The 17599-nt window shown below is 49.7% G+C and carries 8 protein-coding genes; all 8 read left to right on the plus strand.

Going from position 1 to position 17599, the window contains the following annotated elements:
- Nucleotides 1-56: 56 nt before the first annotated feature.
- Nucleotides 57-737, plus strand: coding sequence for a DUF3826 domain-containing protein (locus tag LS482_RS19020; protein ID WP_233029099.1), 681 nt, complete (start codon nt 57-59; stop codon nt 735-737).
- A gap of 294 nt (nt 738-1031) precedes the next feature.
- On the plus strand, nt 1032-4166 hold the full coding sequence (locus tag LS482_RS19025; RefSeq protein WP_233029100.1) for a DUF6298 domain-containing protein: 3135 nt from the start codon (nt 1032-1034) through the stop codon (nt 4164-4166).
- A gap of 135 nt (nt 4167-4301) precedes the next feature.
- Nucleotides 4302-5741, plus strand: a complete 1440-nt coding sequence (locus LS482_RS19030) for a glycoside hydrolase family 140 protein (protein WP_233029101.1) — start codon at nt 4302-4304, stop codon at nt 5739-5741.
- A 241-nt stretch (nt 5742-5982) separates the two neighbouring features.
- A complete protein-coding gene (locus LS482_RS19035) occupies nt 5983-8706 on the plus strand; it encodes an exo-alpha-sialidase (protein WP_233029102.1) in 2724 nt (907 codons plus the stop codon).
- A gap of 93 nt (nt 8707-8799) precedes the next feature.
- On the plus strand, nt 8800-11679 hold the full coding sequence (locus LS482_RS19040; protein ID WP_233029103.1) for a glycoside hydrolase family 78 protein: 2880 nt from the start codon (nt 8800-8802) through the stop codon (nt 11677-11679).
- Nucleotides 11680-11719: 40 nt separating this feature from the next.
- Nucleotides 11720-13213: an alpha/beta hydrolase family protein gene (locus LS482_RS19045; RefSeq protein WP_233029104.1), complete on the plus strand. Its 1494-nt coding sequence runs from the start codon at nt 11720-11722 to the stop codon at nt 13211-13213.
- Between the two features lie 130 nt (nt 13214-13343).
- Entirely contained in the window at nt 13344-15797 is a 2454-nt protein-coding gene (locus LS482_RS19050) for a glycoside hydrolase family 95 protein (protein WP_233029105.1), read from the plus strand.
- Complete coding sequence (locus tag LS482_RS19055; protein WP_233029106.1) at nt 15787-17505, plus strand: MGH1-like glycoside hydrolase domain-containing protein; 1719 nt, start codon at nt 15787-15789, stop codon at nt 17503-17505. Before LS482_RS19050 ends, LS482_RS19055 begins: the two co-directional genes overlap by 11 nt.
- Nucleotides 17506-17599 lie beyond the last annotated feature (94 nt).

The raw sequence follows: 17599 nt of genomic DNA on the forward strand, positions 1-17599 counted from the left end.
ATTTGTATAAAATTGTTAATTAGTTTTTTATGATTTATTATTTTAACCATAAGTTTATGTTTGGGAAAAATGTAAAAAAGTGGACCGGGGGCGTGTTTTTGATAAGCTGTTTGCTGTTTTTAAACGTAATCACAGCCCAGAAAAAACACGATGAAGCCTATATAAAAGTCACTAATGAACGGGCAGCCAAAATCGTTGAGACCCTCGGGATAAACGATGCGGAAAAGCAGATGCGGGTAAGAGATATTATTGCACAACAATACAGGGACCTGAGTACAATTCAGGATGGAAGAGACGAGTCTGTTGAAGCCATAGGAAAGAGTTCCGAAAGCGATATGGTAAAAGAAAAAGCGATAGAAAAGCTAAGGAAAAAAGCTTCGAAATCCATTAAAAGACTGCATCGGAAATACATAAAAAAATTATCGAAGGAGTTAACTCCCGAACAGGTAACCGGGGTAAAGGACGGTATGACCTATGGAGTAGCACCCAAAACCTACAACGCTTTTCTCGACATGTTGCCCGACCTGACCCAAACGCAAAAAGACACGATCCTGAAATATCTTACCGAAGCCAGGGAACATGCCATGGACGCAGGATCGTCCAAAGAAAAGCACGGCTGGTTCGGAAAATACAAGGGTAAGATCAATAATTACCTCTCTGCAGAAGGTTATGACCTTAAAAAAGCAGGCGAGGAATGGCAAAAAAGAATAAGAGCAAGAAAAGCAGATAACCAGTAGAGAATGGTGATTTGAGTTAGTAGTTAGTTGTGTAGGCAAAAGATCGTTGGCAGTACGGTATGTTTCCCGTCTGCCGGCGTTCTGCTGCCGTTTTTATCAAATTATCAAACAAAGTCAAAAGGATAGTAACTTCTCCCCTTGCCTGTGCTGAGCAAAGTCGAAGTAAGGGGAGATGCCGAAGGCAGAGGGGTGTCAAATGTCCCCAAACCCGCTGCAATCAAAAAACAGTAACTTAAAACCTTTAAAAACCTAATAACTAAGTAACCGAATAACCCAATAACCCAATAACCAAACATGGGAATACAAACAAAAATAAAACTTCGGGGATGGCCTGTCATTTTTTCATCCTGTTTTTTCATCTGTTTTACCCTATGTGCCCAGGTAAAATATCCGGATATCCGGAAAGGAGAAAATTCAAAGCTCATATACACTTCGGATGAAAAAGGCAATCGCGTCCCCGATTTTTCCCATTGCGGATATATGGCATCGGAAGTCCCCATACCCGATGTTCCCATAAAAGTGGTCGTGCCCTCCAGGGAAGGAGATGCCACGGCCAGGATACAGGCGGCACTGGACTATGTCGGGCAGCTTAAACCCGGAAAAAACGGCATAAAAGGAGCCGTTCTGCTCGATAAGGGAATTTACTCCGTAGCGGGAACACTCTATATGAAGCACTCCGGGGTGATCCTCAGGGGAAGCGGTAACAGCAAGGGAGGAACCGTACTGCTGGGCAGGGGAAAGACCAGGGAACCCCTGATAAGGATAAAAGGTACAGACAACCGCAAATATGGCGATACACTGCCCGTTACGGATGCCTATGTTCCCGTAAATGCCGTGGAATTAAATGTGGCAGGCGGACATAAGCTGAAAACGGGAGACAGAATAGTGATCCGGAGGCAACCCACTTCCCGGTGGATAAAAGCGCTGAACATGGAAGAATTCGGCGGGGAGACCGGCTGGATAGGCTGGAAACCGGAAAGCTTCGACATCAGCTGGGACAGGGAAATAACGGAGATTAAGGGTAACAGGGTACGATTTGAAGTTCCACTTACCATGACTTTGGATTTCGCTTATGGCCCCACGGAGGTGATTCCGTATTCATGGCCCGGTAGGATCAGGCAGACCGGGGTGGAAAACCTGCAAATGGTTTCCGAATACGACACCGGCAATAAAAAAGACGAAGACCACCGCTGGTTCGGTGTTATTATAGAAAATGCAGAAGATAGCTGGGTGAGACAGGTCACCTTCAAACATTTTGCGGGAGGAGCGGTAAAATTACATGCTACCGTAAAACGGATCACCGTAGAAGACTGTAAATCCCTCGAACCTGTTTCCGAAACAGGCGGTGCCCGGCGCTATACCTTTTATACCGAAGGGCAGCAAACGCTCTTCCAGCGCTGTTATTCCGAATACGGCTACCACGATTTTGCCGTGGGAGGCTACGGTACGGCCGGGCCCAATGCCTTTGTACAATGTTATGCCCGCCTGCCGTACAATTTCAGCGGAGCGATAGGCAGTTGGGCCTCCGGGGTATTGTTTGACGTGGTGACCATAGACGGCGATGCCCTGAGCCTGAAAAACCGGGAACAGGCCGGGCAGGGCGCCGGGTGGGGCGCTGCCAACAGCGTAATATGGGAAAGTTCCGCTTCCAAAATGGAATGCTACAGCCCTCCCATGTCCCGGAACTGGGCTTTTGGCGTATGGGGACAGTTTTCGGGCAATGGTTACTGGAAGGAGGTAAACAGTCATATATCGCCGAGAAGCCTGTATTACACTCAACTGGAGGAAAGACTGGGAGCACTTCCGTTTGATCCTTTCCTGATGGAACTGGGCACCGAGCCGTCTACCAGTCCCACCCCGGAACAGGCCGAAGCCCTTACGGCCCTGGCCGGAAAAAGCCCGATGGAATTGAAGGAATGGATCGATAGGGCGTCTTTCCGTAATCCCATTCCTGCAGGCCATCAAAAAGTAAAAAGTATAGACGATATCAACCGGAATACCGATCATGAACAGTCGCCCTCACCTCAAAAAATAACCATAATGAACGGCAGGATCGTATCCAACGGAAAACTGGTCACCGGCTCCCGGACCGATGTTCCCTGGTGGAGAGGCAGCCTCAGAAAGCGGGAGGTCGAAAGGGCCCGGCCGCACATCACCCGGTTTGTGCCCGGATACACCGGATTAGGATATACCGACAACCTCGATGAGGTGGTGGAATACATGAAAGACAGGAATATAGCTGCCATTGAACACAATTACGGCCTCTGGTACGAAAGGAGAAGGGACGACCACGAGCGTGTACGGCGTATCGATGACGAAGTCTGGCCCCCTTTTTACGAACAGCCTTTTGCAAGAAGCGGACAGGGCGAAGCCTGGGACAGGCTTAGCAAATACGACCTTACCAGATACAATCACTGGTACTGGTCGCGCCTGAAAACATTTGCCGACAAGGCCGAAACCGAAGTCAGGCTCCTCGTCCACCAGCAGTATTTTCAGCACAACATCCTGGAAGCCGGGGCACATTGGGCCGATTCCCCCTGGCGGCCGGCAAACAACATCAATAATACCGGATTCCCCGAACCACCGCCCTATGCCGGGGACAAACGCATATTCCTGGCAAAACAGTTCTACGACACCACGCATCCGGTAAGGAAAAAACTGCACAAACAATACATCCGGAAAGGACTGGAAAATTTTGCAGAAAACACCAATGTCATCCACCTGACCAGTGCCGAATACACCGGACCGCTCCATTTCATGCAATTCTGGCTGGATGTCATAAAGCATTGGGAAAAGGAAACCGCAAATAATGCCCTGATAGGCCTCAGTGCTACAAAAGATGTCCAGGATGCCATCCTCAAAGACCCGAAACGGTCAAAAACAGTAGATATCATAGACATCCGGTACTGGCACTATAAGGAAGACGGAAGTGCCTATGCCCCCGAAGGAGGAAAACACCTTGCTCCCAGGCAACATGCCCGCAAAACGGATACCGGAAAAGAAACGGCAGAGCAGGTTTACCGGGCGGTAAGGGAATACCGCTTAAAATACCCCGGTAAGGCAGTGATCTATTCCACCCATGCTGCCGGAAGGTTCGGATGGGCCGTGCTCATGGCCGGAGGCTCCCTGCCCGCCATCCCCGAAATAGACCTGCCGGAGTTCTACAAGGCACTTCCCGGAATGCAGATAGCCGATGAAAAAGGCGAAGGCCCCTGGAGGCTGGAAAAACCGGGAGAGCGTTATTTGTTCTGTTTCAGGGAGAAAGATGGGGTTCAACTCGATTTAAGTAATTATAAAGGTAAGTTCGAAGTTTACAGGATAAACCCGGATAATGGCGAGATCATGGAAAAAAACACGATACGGGGAGGCGAAACACAGCAGATCAATGCTCTTAAAACCGGACAAATTGTATTTGTAATAAAAACCTGAAATAAGATGACGCTGTCACCTCGAGCGCAGTCGAGAGGTCCCGCTTTGTTACTGATGTTCCTGCAAAGACCATTCGAATTCAGCAGGAACATCCGGGAGGCATCAAAATTAATGCTGTAATAAACCACGGATAAAATGAATAAAAAACATAGCTGTACATATCCATTACTTGTAGCGCTGCTGATAGTAACCCTCTTGTCGTGCAAAAGAGAAAAAAAACAGGAAGCGGCAACAGACAATGCGGAAACAAAAGAAGAAACCAGGGCCATTACCCGGTTAAAGATCTCGGATAACCACCGCTATTTCACCACCGAAGACGGAAAACCCTTCTTCTGGCTGGGCGATACCGCCTGGCTGCTGTTCAACAAACTGAAGCGCGAAGAAGCCGACGCCTATCTCGAAGACCGTAAGGAAAAAGGGTTCAATGTCATACAGGTAATGACCTTACATTCCCTCGACGCCGTTAATGTATATGGCGATACCGCATTGGTAAAAGAAAATGTGGCGGAACCCGTAACCACGCCAGGAAACCGTTTTGAGAACGAAAAGGAATACGATTTCTGGGACCATGTGGACTACATTGTGGAAAGTGCCGGAAAGAAAGGGCTGTACATGGCCCTGGTGCCCGTCTGGGGTTCCAATGTGAAGTCCGGGAAGGTAAGCGAGGAAGAAGCCCGGGAATACGCCCGTTTCCTGGCCGGGCGCTATAAAGACCGGAGTAACGTCATCTGGCTCAACGGAGGCGATACCTTCGGCAATGAATATACCGAAGTGTGGAATACCCTCGGAAAGACCCTGAAAGAAAATAACCCGGAAAAACTGGTCACCTTCCATCCCCGGGGCCGGACACAGTCGTCCGACTGGTTTCACGACGAATCGTGGATGGATTTCAATATGTTCCAGTCCGGGCACAGGCGGTACGACCAGGACGACAGCGAAAAAGGCTTCGGAGAAGATAACTGGCGTTACGTGGAAGTCGATTACAACCTGGACCCTGTAAAACCCACGCTGGACGGCGAACCCTCCTATGAAGGCATCCCCCAGGGCCTGCACGACACCACCCAGCCCTTCTGGAAAGCCAGGGACGTCAGGCGGTATGCCTACTGGTCGGTGTTCGCCGGGGCGGCCGGGTTTACCTACGGGCACAGTTCCGTCATGCAGATGCACCGTCCGGTAGACGAGGGATCGGCCTACGGGAACAAAAAATACTGGACCGATGCCATTGACGATCCCGGTGCCGGGCAGATGAAATACATCAGACAGCTCATGCTGAAATACCCCTATTTCGAACGCATTCCCGATCAGTCACTCATAGCCGGTCAGGGTGAAAAATACGATTACCAGACAGCGACAAGAGGAGAGGACTACGCCCTGGTATACACCTATAACGGAAGAAATATCACGGTAAACATGGGAAAAATACAGGGCAATGAAGTGGAAGCCTCCTGGTTCGATCCCCGTAACGGAAATACGGAAAAGATAGGAACATTCCCGAACAAAGGAAAACAGGAATTCGATCCCCCCGGCGAAAAAGAAGAAGGAAACGACTGGATACTCATTTTAACCTCGGTTTAAATTTGATAATTGGCCAATGTGCCAATGTGATAATGAGTCGATATGATATCCTGAACTCAGCCGAAGTTAATGTATAAAAGATGAAAAATTTCTCCCCTTTAGGGGAGATGCCGCAGGCAGAGGGGTGTCCCCACGTCAGCTATAAAATCATAAAAGTTGACTTTCCCCGGAGATGTCGAAGACAGAGGGAGAGCGAAAGAAAAAACACCATAAAAAAAAACAAAAAACCACCTGATACCGAATGAACCGACCGATATACAGCCTGTTACTACTGTTATTCCTCTTTTCCTGCACCACGGGAAAAGACGATGAAATATACATCTTCACTTCCTTCCGTGAACCCGCAACAGACGGGCTTTACCTGGCCTATAGCACAGACGGCTACCACTGGGAAGACCTTGGCGGCCCCTACCTGGAACCCGGAGTGGGCAAAAGCGGTATTATGCGCGACCCATCCATAACCCAAGGTCCCGACGGCACCTATCACATGGTTTGGACCACCGACTGGAAAGGTGGTAGCGGCTTCGGATATGCCAGTTCCGAAGACCTGGTGCACTGGTCCGAACAAAAGTTCATCCCGGTTATGGAACACGAGCCCGAGACCGTAAATGTCTGGGCGCCCGAACTGTTTTACGACGATGAAGAAGACCGTTTTATCATCATCTGGGCATCCACCATACCGCACCGCTTTGAAAAAGGAGAGGAAGCAGAAGACAACAACCACCGCATGTATTATGTGACCACGAAGGATTTCCGGAGTTTCTCAGAAACAAAACTCTTTCTCGACCCCGGTTTCAGCGTTATAGATGCCGTGATCGTAAAGCGGAAGAAAGACGATTATGCTCTTGTACTCAAAGACAATACCCGCCCCATGCGCAACCTGAAAGTGGCCTTTGGCAAATCACCTCTGGGGCCTTTCGAAAATATTTCCGAACCTTTTACGGGATTCCTTACCGAAGGCCCCACAGTATTGAAAAAAGACGGGAAATGGCTGATCTATTTTGACAATTATAAGGACAAGAACTATGGCGCGGTACGTACTTCGGATTTCAGGACATTTGAAGGTATAAACGATAAAATAAGCCTTCCCGAAGGCCACAAACACGGAACCATAAGCACCGTATCTGCGGAAGTACTGGAAACACTGAAGGCGAAGAGCAGGGAGATAAGGAAAGCACAGGATACCGTACACTACACAGGCAAAACGCTGTCCAATATCGATTATCACCACGGGCAGTTAAGTCCTGCGGTAGGTGTACACGCCCGGCAGATCATGCGGGCCAGCAGGGAACACCCGGAAACGGCCGACAGTTTTGGCTGGACCTACAATCACGCCCCCAATATGGCTTACTGGAACAATACTTACTTCGTACAATACCTGAGCGATCCGGTAAGTGAACACGTACCGCCCGGCCAGACGCTTTTGATGACATCGGAAAACGGGAAGGACTGGAGCAAACCCGAAGTCCTTTTCCCCGTATACCGTATACCCGACGGATGGAAAAAAGAAGGCCGCGAGGGTGTGGCCAAAAATCTCGACGCCGTAATGCACCAGCGCATGGGGTTCTATGTCGCCTCAGACGGAAGGTTGTTAACCCTGGCCTACTACGGTATTGCCATGGACGAAAAGGACGATCCCAACGACGGTAAAGGCATCGGAAGAGCAGTGCGGGAGATCTATAAGGACGGAAGTTTTGGCCCTATTTATTTTATCCGCTACAATAAGACCTGGGATCAGTCCAAATCAGAATTTCCCTTTTATAAGGAAAGTGAGGACAAAGGATTTGTAAAAGCCTGTGACGAACTCCTGTCGAAACCCCTGATGATGCAGCAATGGGTGGAGGAAGCTGACAGGGACGATCCGCTTATCCCGCTTAAAAAACAGTTTAAGGCCTTCAGTTATTATCATCTTGATGACGGCAGGGTCGTGGGCCTCTGGAAACACGCACTCACTTCCATAAGTAAGGACGGAGGAAAAAGCTGGGAATACCATCCCGTCCGCGCCCCCGGTTTTGTAAACAGCAATGCCAAGATATGGGGACAAAAAACCTCCGACGGCAGGTTCGCCACAGTATACAACCCGTCCGAATACCGCTGGCCACTTGGTATATCCACAAGTGACGACGGGCTGACGTATAAAGACCTCTTACTGGTTCATGGTGAAATAAGTACCATGCGCTACGGCGGGAACTACAAGTCCTACGGCCCGCAGTACGTCCGGGGTATCCTGGAAGGTAACGGCACACCCCCCGGCGGAGACCTTTGGGTGACCTACAGCATGAACAAGGAAGATATCTGGGTAGCCTCCGTACCTGTCCCCGTTACCGGAAAGGTGGAAAAACACGCCAATGACGTTTTTGACCAACTGCCCGACGGGGAAGAACTGAAACGCTGGAATATTTACGATCTTGTACAGGCGCCCGTAAGGATAGAAAAAAGAGAAGGCAACAAAAAGTGGCTTGCCCTGAAAGACAAGGACCCGTTCGACTACGCCCGGGCGGAACGGGTGATCCCGTCCACAAAAAAACTGAAGGCCTCCTTTACCGTACAGCCAGCACAAAACCATCACGGCATATTGCAGGTGGAATTTCAGAACAGGAAAGGACTGCCTGCGGTCCGGCTTATTTTCGACCGGGACGGTATTTTAAAACTAAAGGCCGGGGCACGCTTTAAAAAATTGCTTGAATACGAAGCCGGGAAAGACTATCACATCGAAATAAAACTCGACGTAGCTACGCGATCCTATGCCATGAAGATCAACGGAGAAGAAAAACACACACGTATTTTCTATGCCCCGGTGAGCGCCTTTGAACGCATCATGTTCCGTACCGGCGAGCAGCGTCATTTCCCCACTCCGGACACTCCGGCCGATAATTACGACGACCTGCCCGCTACCGGGAAACAGATCCCGGAAGCTGCATTTTATATAGGTTCATTGATTACGGAAGATTATGGAAGAAATTAATAAATAGTAATGCCCCTGTCACCCCGAGCGCAGTCGAGGGGTCTCGGTTGAGCGAAGCGTTTCGATTGCGCTCCGAACTGACAGTATAGATTAATGAAAACATTTTACAGACATATTATCACATGGATATCACTCATTCTTCTTATTTCAGGATGCAGTGAAAATAAGCGCATTCCCATAAAGGCAGTTCACCTGACCTGTGAAGCAGCGGTCAACCCCGTGGGCATAACTGCAGAACAACCGCGATTGGGCTGGCAACTGGAATCGGAAGGATATAATATACAACAGGAAACTTACCATATACAGGTAGCTTCGTCAAAAGCCGGACTCCGGGAAGGAGAAGCCGATATCTGGGACAGCAGGGAAGTGGGATCCGGGGAAAGCCAGTGGATTTCCTATAAAGGAAAGGCACTGAAAAGAGGGAAAAGGTATTTCTGGAAGGTTCGTGTAACCGACAATCACGGAAATACTTCGCCCTGGAGCGAAATAAACTCATGGTTTACGGCCCCCGGAAAAGAAGAACTCGATGCCCGGTGGATCGGGGCCATCCGCAGGGAAAACAGCCACCTGCCCGAAGGAAGGAAATACCATACCCCGACCTTCAAACGCGAAAAAAGGGACTCCATCATTGCCGCCGCCGACTCCATGTCATACAGGAGCATCATGTTGCGAAAGGCATTTTCTGCACGAAAAAAGATAAAACATGCTATGGTTTTCATAAGTGGATTGGGGCAATACGAACTCACTGTCAATGGGGAGAAAATAGGTGACAGTGAGTTCGCCCCTTTATGGTCTGATTATGATAAAACCGTGTATTACAACATTTATGATGTCAAAGATAAGCTAAATCAGGGAGAGAACGCTATCGGCGTAATGCTGGGCAACGGCATGTACAATACGCTGGGAGGACGCTATTCCAAATTCTTTGTGAGTTTTGGCCCGCCCACACTCTTCCTGAAAATGAAAATACAATACGAAGACGGGACGGAAGAGACCGTCCGTTCCGACAGTTCCTGGAAATATGCCCGTAGTCCTGTGGTATTCAACAGTATTTTCGGAGGGGAAGATTACGATGCCAGGCTCGAACAGCCAGGATGGGACCGTCCCGGGTTTGAGGATAGCAAATGGAAACCCGTAGTGGTACAGGAATCCCCGAAAGGAAAATTAAGAGCACAGACCGCTCCGCCTGTAAAAACTTTAGAAGAATATACGGTTAAACATACCGATGAACCCCGGCCCGGAACATACGTCCTTGACATGGGGCAGAACCTCTCCGGTTTTCCCGCGATAAAAGTAAAAGGCAAAAAAGGACAGACCATCCGGATATGGGTAGGCGAATCATTAAAGGACGACGGTACCGTGGCACAGGGCGGCTCCGGGAAACCCTATTATTACGAATACACGCTTAAAGGCAGGGAAGAAGAGACCTGGCAGCCGCGGTTCAGTTATTACGGTTTTCAGTACATTCAGTTGGAAGGTGCAAATTACAGGGAAGTTAAAGATAAAAACCGGCCCGTTGTATCGGAAGTCAAATCCCTTTTTGTCTATAATTCCGCCGGGAATGCCGGGAGTTTTGAATGTTCCAATGATATTTTTAACCGCACCCATGAATTGATAAATAATGCCGTAAAAAGCAATTTTCACAGCGTGTTTACCGACTGCCCGCACCGGGAAAAGCTCGGCTGGCTTGAAGAGACCCATCTTAACGGCCCCGGCCTGCTTTACAATTACCGGCTGCAAAATTTTATTCCCAAGATCATGCAGGATATAGCCGATGCCCAGCGGGAGAATGGCCTCATCCCCAATATCGCTCCCGAGTATATCGTCTTTGGTGGGGATTTCACGGATTCCCCCGAATGGGGAGTGGCCGGGGTGGTCCTGCCGTGGATGTATTATGAATATTACGGCGATCCGTCCCTCATAGAAAAATACTACGATGTGATGAAAAAGTATGTGGATTACCTGACCTCCACATCCGAAAACCACATTGTATCTCACGGCCTCGGCGACTGGTACGACTATGGCGAGCACCCGGCGGGATATTCGAAGAACAGTCCCATAGCCCTCTCGGCTACATCTCATTATTTTATGGGAGCAAAACTGGTAGCCAAAGCAGCCCGCCTGCTGGATAAAAAAGAAGACGTATCAAAATATGAAACCCTGACGGAAAACATCCGGGCAGCTTTTAACCGGGAATTTTTCGATAAAGAGACCAGACAATACGGTACCGGAAGCCAGTTCAGCAATGCCGTCCCCCTGTTTATGGAGATCACAGAACCCGAATACAGGGATGCGGTATTGGACAATCTTCTCGCAGATATAAAGAAAAGAGGATACCGCCTTACCACCGGGGACGTGGGAAATCGTTATCTTTATCAGGTACTCGCAAGAAATGGTCAAAACGACATTATGTATAAATTACACAACCATTACGATACCCCCGGTTATGGTTTCCAGATCAAGTTCGGGTTGACCACTCTCACCGAGCAGTGGGACCCGCGTAAAGGCAATTCCCTCAACCACTTTATGATGGGCCAGATCGAAGAATGGTTCTACCAGAGCCTGGCCGGGATTGTCCCTGATAAGCAAAACCCCGGGTTCAGACATTTTTTCCTTCAGCCCCGGACAGTGGGAGATATGACTCATGTCAAAGCCTCTTACAAATCCGTTTACGGCAACATACGTTCCGAATGGAGCAAGGAAGGAGACAAGCTGAGGTTTACGTTTGAGATCCCCGCCAATACCACGGCCACGATAAAACTTCCGGTCAGTAAAAACGCTGAGGTTGTATTGAACGGTAAGGCCTTGAACAATTCAGACCTGGTACCGGATATCGAAAAAGACAGTAAATCCCCCGTTTTCAGACTGGGATCGGGAATTTATAAAATAGAATGTAATAACGGTCACCCCGAGCGCAGTCGAGGGGTCGGCGGTAAAGACACCCCGACTGTACAGAAGGAGAAGAATGATTAAAAGTGTCAATGTCACTTTGGTAAGTCATAAATTGTAGCAAATGCAACATATAGAAAACAATAAATACTCTTCGGAAAATACGAAGCCGATACTCTCCCTCCCTCCCGATAGCTATCGGGAGAAGGGAGGGCCGGGGAGGGATGTCATAATGTTCCTGTTAGCTCTAACTTTCTGTTGTACCCCGGCCTTATCCCAAAACTCCGACACCCGCTACAATAAACCCGTAACCCAAACCATCCGTAAAATAGAACGCATCTTCGGAATAAAGGTTGAGGACAAAAAAGACCTGCTGAAAGACAAGACCCTGGATTATGCCGACTGGCGCATCCGCTACGGCAATCCCGAAATATCACTGACCAATATCCTGGCCCCGTTCGACCTTACGTTTTTCAAGGAATCCGATTCCGTGTACACCATAAGAAAATTCGAATACCCGCGGCGTTACCCGAAGATCGGGAAAGAACGGCTAAGTTACCTCGAAACCCTTTACAACGACCGGGAAAGCTGGGAGCAGCGAAGGGGTTCCCTGAAAAATTGTATGAACAGCGTGCTTTGGCTCGACAAGGCCCCGCCCGCACCCGGAACAAAACCCATACTCACTGAAAAGCGCATATACAAAGGTTACAGCGTGGAGAACATAGGCCTGGAGATCCTGCCCGGCGTTTTTGCCACGGGGTCCGTATATAAACCCTACCCGCTGAAAGGAAAACACCCGGTGATCGTATGCCCTAACGGACACTTCAGTGAGGGAAGGTACAGGGAAAGCCAGCAGGTACGAAGCGCTACCCTGGCCAGAATGGGCGCTATAGTGGTCGGTTACGACCTGTTCGGATGGGGAGAGTCCGAACTGCAATTCCCCGGTTACCACTGGAACAGTATTGCAGCCACCGTACAGGTGCTGGACGGCATGCGTCTGCTGGATTACCTCCTGTCGTTGCCCGAAGCCGATCCCGACCGCATAGCCGTTACCGGGGGATCGGGAGGAGGATCGCATACCCTGTTCCTCACCGCACTGGACGATCGCGTAACCGTATCGGCCCCTGTTGTTATGGTCTCTTCACATTTTTCAGGAGGCTGTCCGTGCGAGAGCGGCCAGCCCGTCCATCTTTGCGGCGACGGGACCAACAACGCCGAGATCGCAGCCATGGCAGCCCCCCGCCCGCAACTCATCGTTTCCGACGGCAAGGACTGGACCCGTACCGTGGCCGACCTGGAATATCCTTTTGTCCGGCGCATTTACGGCTTTTATGACAAAGAAAACAGGGTGAAGAACGCCCATTTTCCCGGTGAGGGACACGATTACGGTACTTCAAAAAGAATGGCCGTATACCGTTTTATGGCAGAACACCTGGGGCTGGATATAAACAAGGTAAAAAACAAAGAAGGAGAGATCGACGAATCCGGCTGTAAGATAGAAGATGAGAACACCCTGAAAGTATTCGGGAACAAAGGAGAAAAACTCCCGCCCCGTGCTTTAAAAGACATTGACAAACTATACGAACTTTTTGGTGAAAAGAACATGAAAACAAAATAAGCGATAAAAAGAGATAAAAAGAAGAATCTTCTCCCCTCCAGGGGAGATGCTGCGGTTACTGAGCGTAGCCGAAGTAAAGACAGAGGGGTGTCCCCCGAAGAAATAACAATCAAAAACCCATAAAAAACCAATGAAATTATCACAACTAATATTTTTACTAACACTAACCCTTTATTTCGGATGTACCGTACTACAGGCACAATCCACCAATACTCCGCTAAAACTATGGTACAACCGCCCTGCATCCAACTGGAACGAAGCACTCCCTCTCGGTAACGGCCGCCTGGGCGCCATGATCTTCGGCGACCCTTCCATAGAACGCCTGCAACTGAATGAAGAGACCATCTGGGCCGGGTCGCCGAACAACAATGCCCATGATAAAGCCCTGAAGGCCCTGCCCGAAGTACGTCGGCTGATCTTTGAGGGAAAATACGAAGAAGCCGAGGCCCTTGCCGATGCCGAAATGATGTCGAAAACCAACAACGGCATGCCCTACCAGACCTTCGGGAGTTTGTATATCTCATTTCCGGGACATTCCGGCTACACCGATTATTACAGGGACCTGAATATCGAGAACGCAACGGCTACCGTACAATACACCGTTGACGGAGTGACGTATAAACGGGAAGCCCTTTCGGCTTTTGAAAATGATGTGGTGGCCGTAAGGCTCACCGCCGATCGTCCCGGGAGCATTACCTGTAACATCTCCATGAACAGCCCTTTCGACAATACCGATCCGCGGACCGAAGGCGAGCAGCTGGTACTTTCCGGGGTTACCAGTACCGTTGAAGGACAGGGCGGAAAAGTAAAGTTCCAGGGCAGAGTGGCCGCCACCCACAAGGGCGGAAACATGACCGTAAAAAACGGTATCATCAGCCTGGATAATGCCGATGAAGCCACCCTGTATATCTCGATAGCCACGAATTTTAAAAACTACAGGGAACTATCCGTAGATGAAGAACAAAAAGCCGGGACCTTGCTGGAAAAAGCATTGAAAAAGGACTTTTCCGAGATCCAGGCGGCACATACCGCATATTACAGAAAATTCATGGACAGGGTATCCCTCGACCTGGGAACAACCGAAGCCGATAAACTGCCCACCGACCAAAGGATCAGACAATTTTCGGAACAATCCGACCCCGGACTGGCAACGTTGTATTTCCAGTATGGAAGGTATTTGCTGATCTCCAGCTCACAGCCCGGGGGCCAGCCTGCCAATTTGCAGGGCATATGGAACGATATGCTATTCCCGCCCTGGGAAAGCAAATACACGGTGAACATCAACGCCGAAATGAATTACTGGCCTGCCGAGGTCACCAACCTTTCGGAAATGCACGAGCCCTTTATCCGGCTGGCCAAAGAAGTCAGTGAGTCGGGAAAGGAAACGGCTGGAATGATGTACGGCGCCCGCGGATGGGTTTTGCATCACAACACCGATATCTGGCGGTTTACAGGCCCCATAGACGCCGCAAAATACGGGCTCTGGCCCAGCGGGGGAGCATGGCTGTGCCAGGACCTTTGGGAAAGGTATCTCTATACGGGCGACAAAAACTATCTCCGGGAAATATACCCTGTCATGAAAGGAGCCGCCCGTTTTTTCCTCGACTTTATGGTCCCCGAACCCGAACACGGCTGGCTAGTCGTCGTACCCTCTATTTCACCGGAGAACAGTCATGCGGGGAATGCATCCGTAGCGGCCGGGACCACGATGGATAACCAGCTTGTTTTCGACCTGTTTACCCATGTTGCCGAAGCTGCCGGAATACTTTCACAGGATAAAGGCTTTATAGCGGAACTGGAAACCGCAAAAGAAAAACTGGCCCCCATGCAGGTGGGACAATACGGGCAGCTGCAGGAATGGATGAACGACTGGGATGATCCGGAAGATAAACACAGGCATGTATCCCACCTTTACGGATTGTTTCCCGGCAACCAGATCTCACCTTTCCGGAATCCCGAACTTTTCGATGCCGCAAAAACTTCGCTGTTGTTCCGCGGAGATAAATCCACAGGTTGGTCCATGGGGTGGAAAGTATGCCTCTGGGCAAGACTGCTGGACGGCGATCATGCCTATAAACTCTTACAGGATCAGCTGAGCCTGGTTATTACAAATAAAGATGGCGGCGGAACCTATCCCAATATGCTTGACGCACACCCGCCGTTCCAGATAGACGGTAACTTTGGTTGTGCAGCAGGGATAGCCGAAATGCTGATGCAAAGTCACGATGGAGCCGTTCACCTCCTTCCCGCACTGCCGTCCGAATGGAAAGATGGCGAAATAAAAGGCCTGGTCTCCAGGGGAAGCTTCGAGATCGGCATGGAGTGGAAGAACGGCAGACTCCGGAAAGTGACCGTACGGTCCCGCAAGGGAGGAAACCTCAGGCTGAGAACGGAAACCGCGCTCAAAGGAACCCGTTTGAAAAAGGCCCGGGGAGAAAACCCCAATCCGCTGTTCCGAACACCGCAAATAAAGAAACCCCTTGTTTCCGACAAGTCGAAATTAAATAAGGTAAAGCTTCCGGACTATCACGAGTATGACATTTCCACGGAAGCGGGTAAAAGCTATACGTTCTATGCAAGATAAGATGAAAGAGAAAAACATATTCGGAGAAAAAATAAATGAATTTCTTAAAAAGAGATCACTTCAAAACTTCCCTGTCACCCCGACCCCTTCGATAAACTCAGGACAGGCTGAAGTCGAGGGGTTTCATCGGCAAAAGTATCCCGATTCCGTTCGATGTAACCGTACCGGGTTCCGGAACTTCTTTTATTGCATTTTGTTGCTATGCGCGTTGGCAGCTTGTAACCATCCCGAAAAAAGAGAACCGGCTATCCTGAAGGCAGGTGATTTTGAACATTATGCCACCTATTTCAACCGGATGGAAGATGAGAACATTAAACAGGCCATTCCCAACGACAGTGCATGGACCTGGATGAAAGCGAATATTCCGCTGTTCGAATGTCCGCAGGACAATTTCGAGGAGCTGTATTACTACCGCTGGTGGAGCGTCAGGAAGCACATTAAAAACACACCGCAGGGTTACGCCGTCACCGAATTCCTGGTAGAACGTTCGTATGCCGACAAATACAACCTGATAAGTTGTGCCCTCGGGCATCACATCCACGAATTGCGCTGGCTGCACAATCCCGAATATCTCGACCAGAATGTCCACCTGTGGTATCGCGGAAAGGACGGGGGCCGGATGAACAAATTGCGGTCCTTCAGCAGCTGGACGGCTTCATCTCTCTACGACCGTTACCTGGTAGACGGGGATAAGGAATTCCTTCTGGACATGTTCCCCGACCTTGTAGATGAATACAAAGCCTGGGAAGGCGACAGGAGACGCCCTGACGGCCTCTTCTGGCAATACGATGTAAAAGACGGTATGGAAGAATCGCTCAGCGGCTCACGCCACGAAAAAAACGCGAGGCCGACGATCAACAGCTATATGTTTGGCAATGCCCGGGCCATTGCAAAAATGGCGGAAATGAAAGGTGAGACCGAACTCGTTGGCCTGTATGAAGCCAAGGCCGATACCCTCCGCAGGCTCGTTCAGCAAAAACTGTGGAACCCTGCCGATCGTTTTTTTGAAACAAACAAGGAAGCCGACAGCTCTGCAAACGTGCGAGAAGCCATAGGGTTTATCCCCTGGTATTTCAATCTTCCCGAACAGGGGAAAGGTTATGAGACGGCATGGCAACAGGTAAAGGATGAAGAAGGTTTCCTGGCACCATTCGGCCTTACCACAGCCGAACGGCGCAGCCCGAGGTTCCGCACACACGGAACGGGAACCTGCGAATGGGACGGGGCCGTATGGCCCTTTGCCACTTCACAGACCATGACGGCGATGGCCAATGTGCTCAACCATTACCGGCAGGAATACGTAGACCAGGAAGACTATTTCACACTGATGAACCTATACGTGGAAAGCCAGTATTACCGGGGCAGGCCGTATATCGGCGAATATCTCGATGAAACCACCGGCTACTGGCTGATGGGCGACCGCGAAAGAAGCCGTTACTACAACCATTCCACCTTTAATGACCTTATCATTACCGGGCTGGTGGGCCTGAGGCCCCGTGCCGATGAAAAAATAGAAATCAACCCCCTGATCCCCGAAGAAAAATGGGACTGGTTCTGCCTGGATAACGTACTGTACCACGGCTATTACCTGACCATTTTATGGGACCGTACCGGGGAAAAATACGGCAAAGGAAAAGGGCTTAGAATATTCCGCAACGGCAAGGAGATAGCCGCTTCCGAAAAGCTGGAGAGAATCGTGACCGAATAACACTGAAACAGAAATTCCATGTCACCCCGAGCGTAGCGAGGGGACTCTGAGTAATAAAAACTATAAATCACAAAAAAAACATGTATTCCCATTT

Origin of the sequence: Sinomicrobium kalidii (genome assembly GCF_021183825.1) — a bacterium.
In the GTDB taxonomy this organism is placed as follows: domain Bacteria; phylum Bacteroidota; class Bacteroidia; order Flavobacteriales; family Flavobacteriaceae; genus Sinomicrobium; species Sinomicrobium kalidii.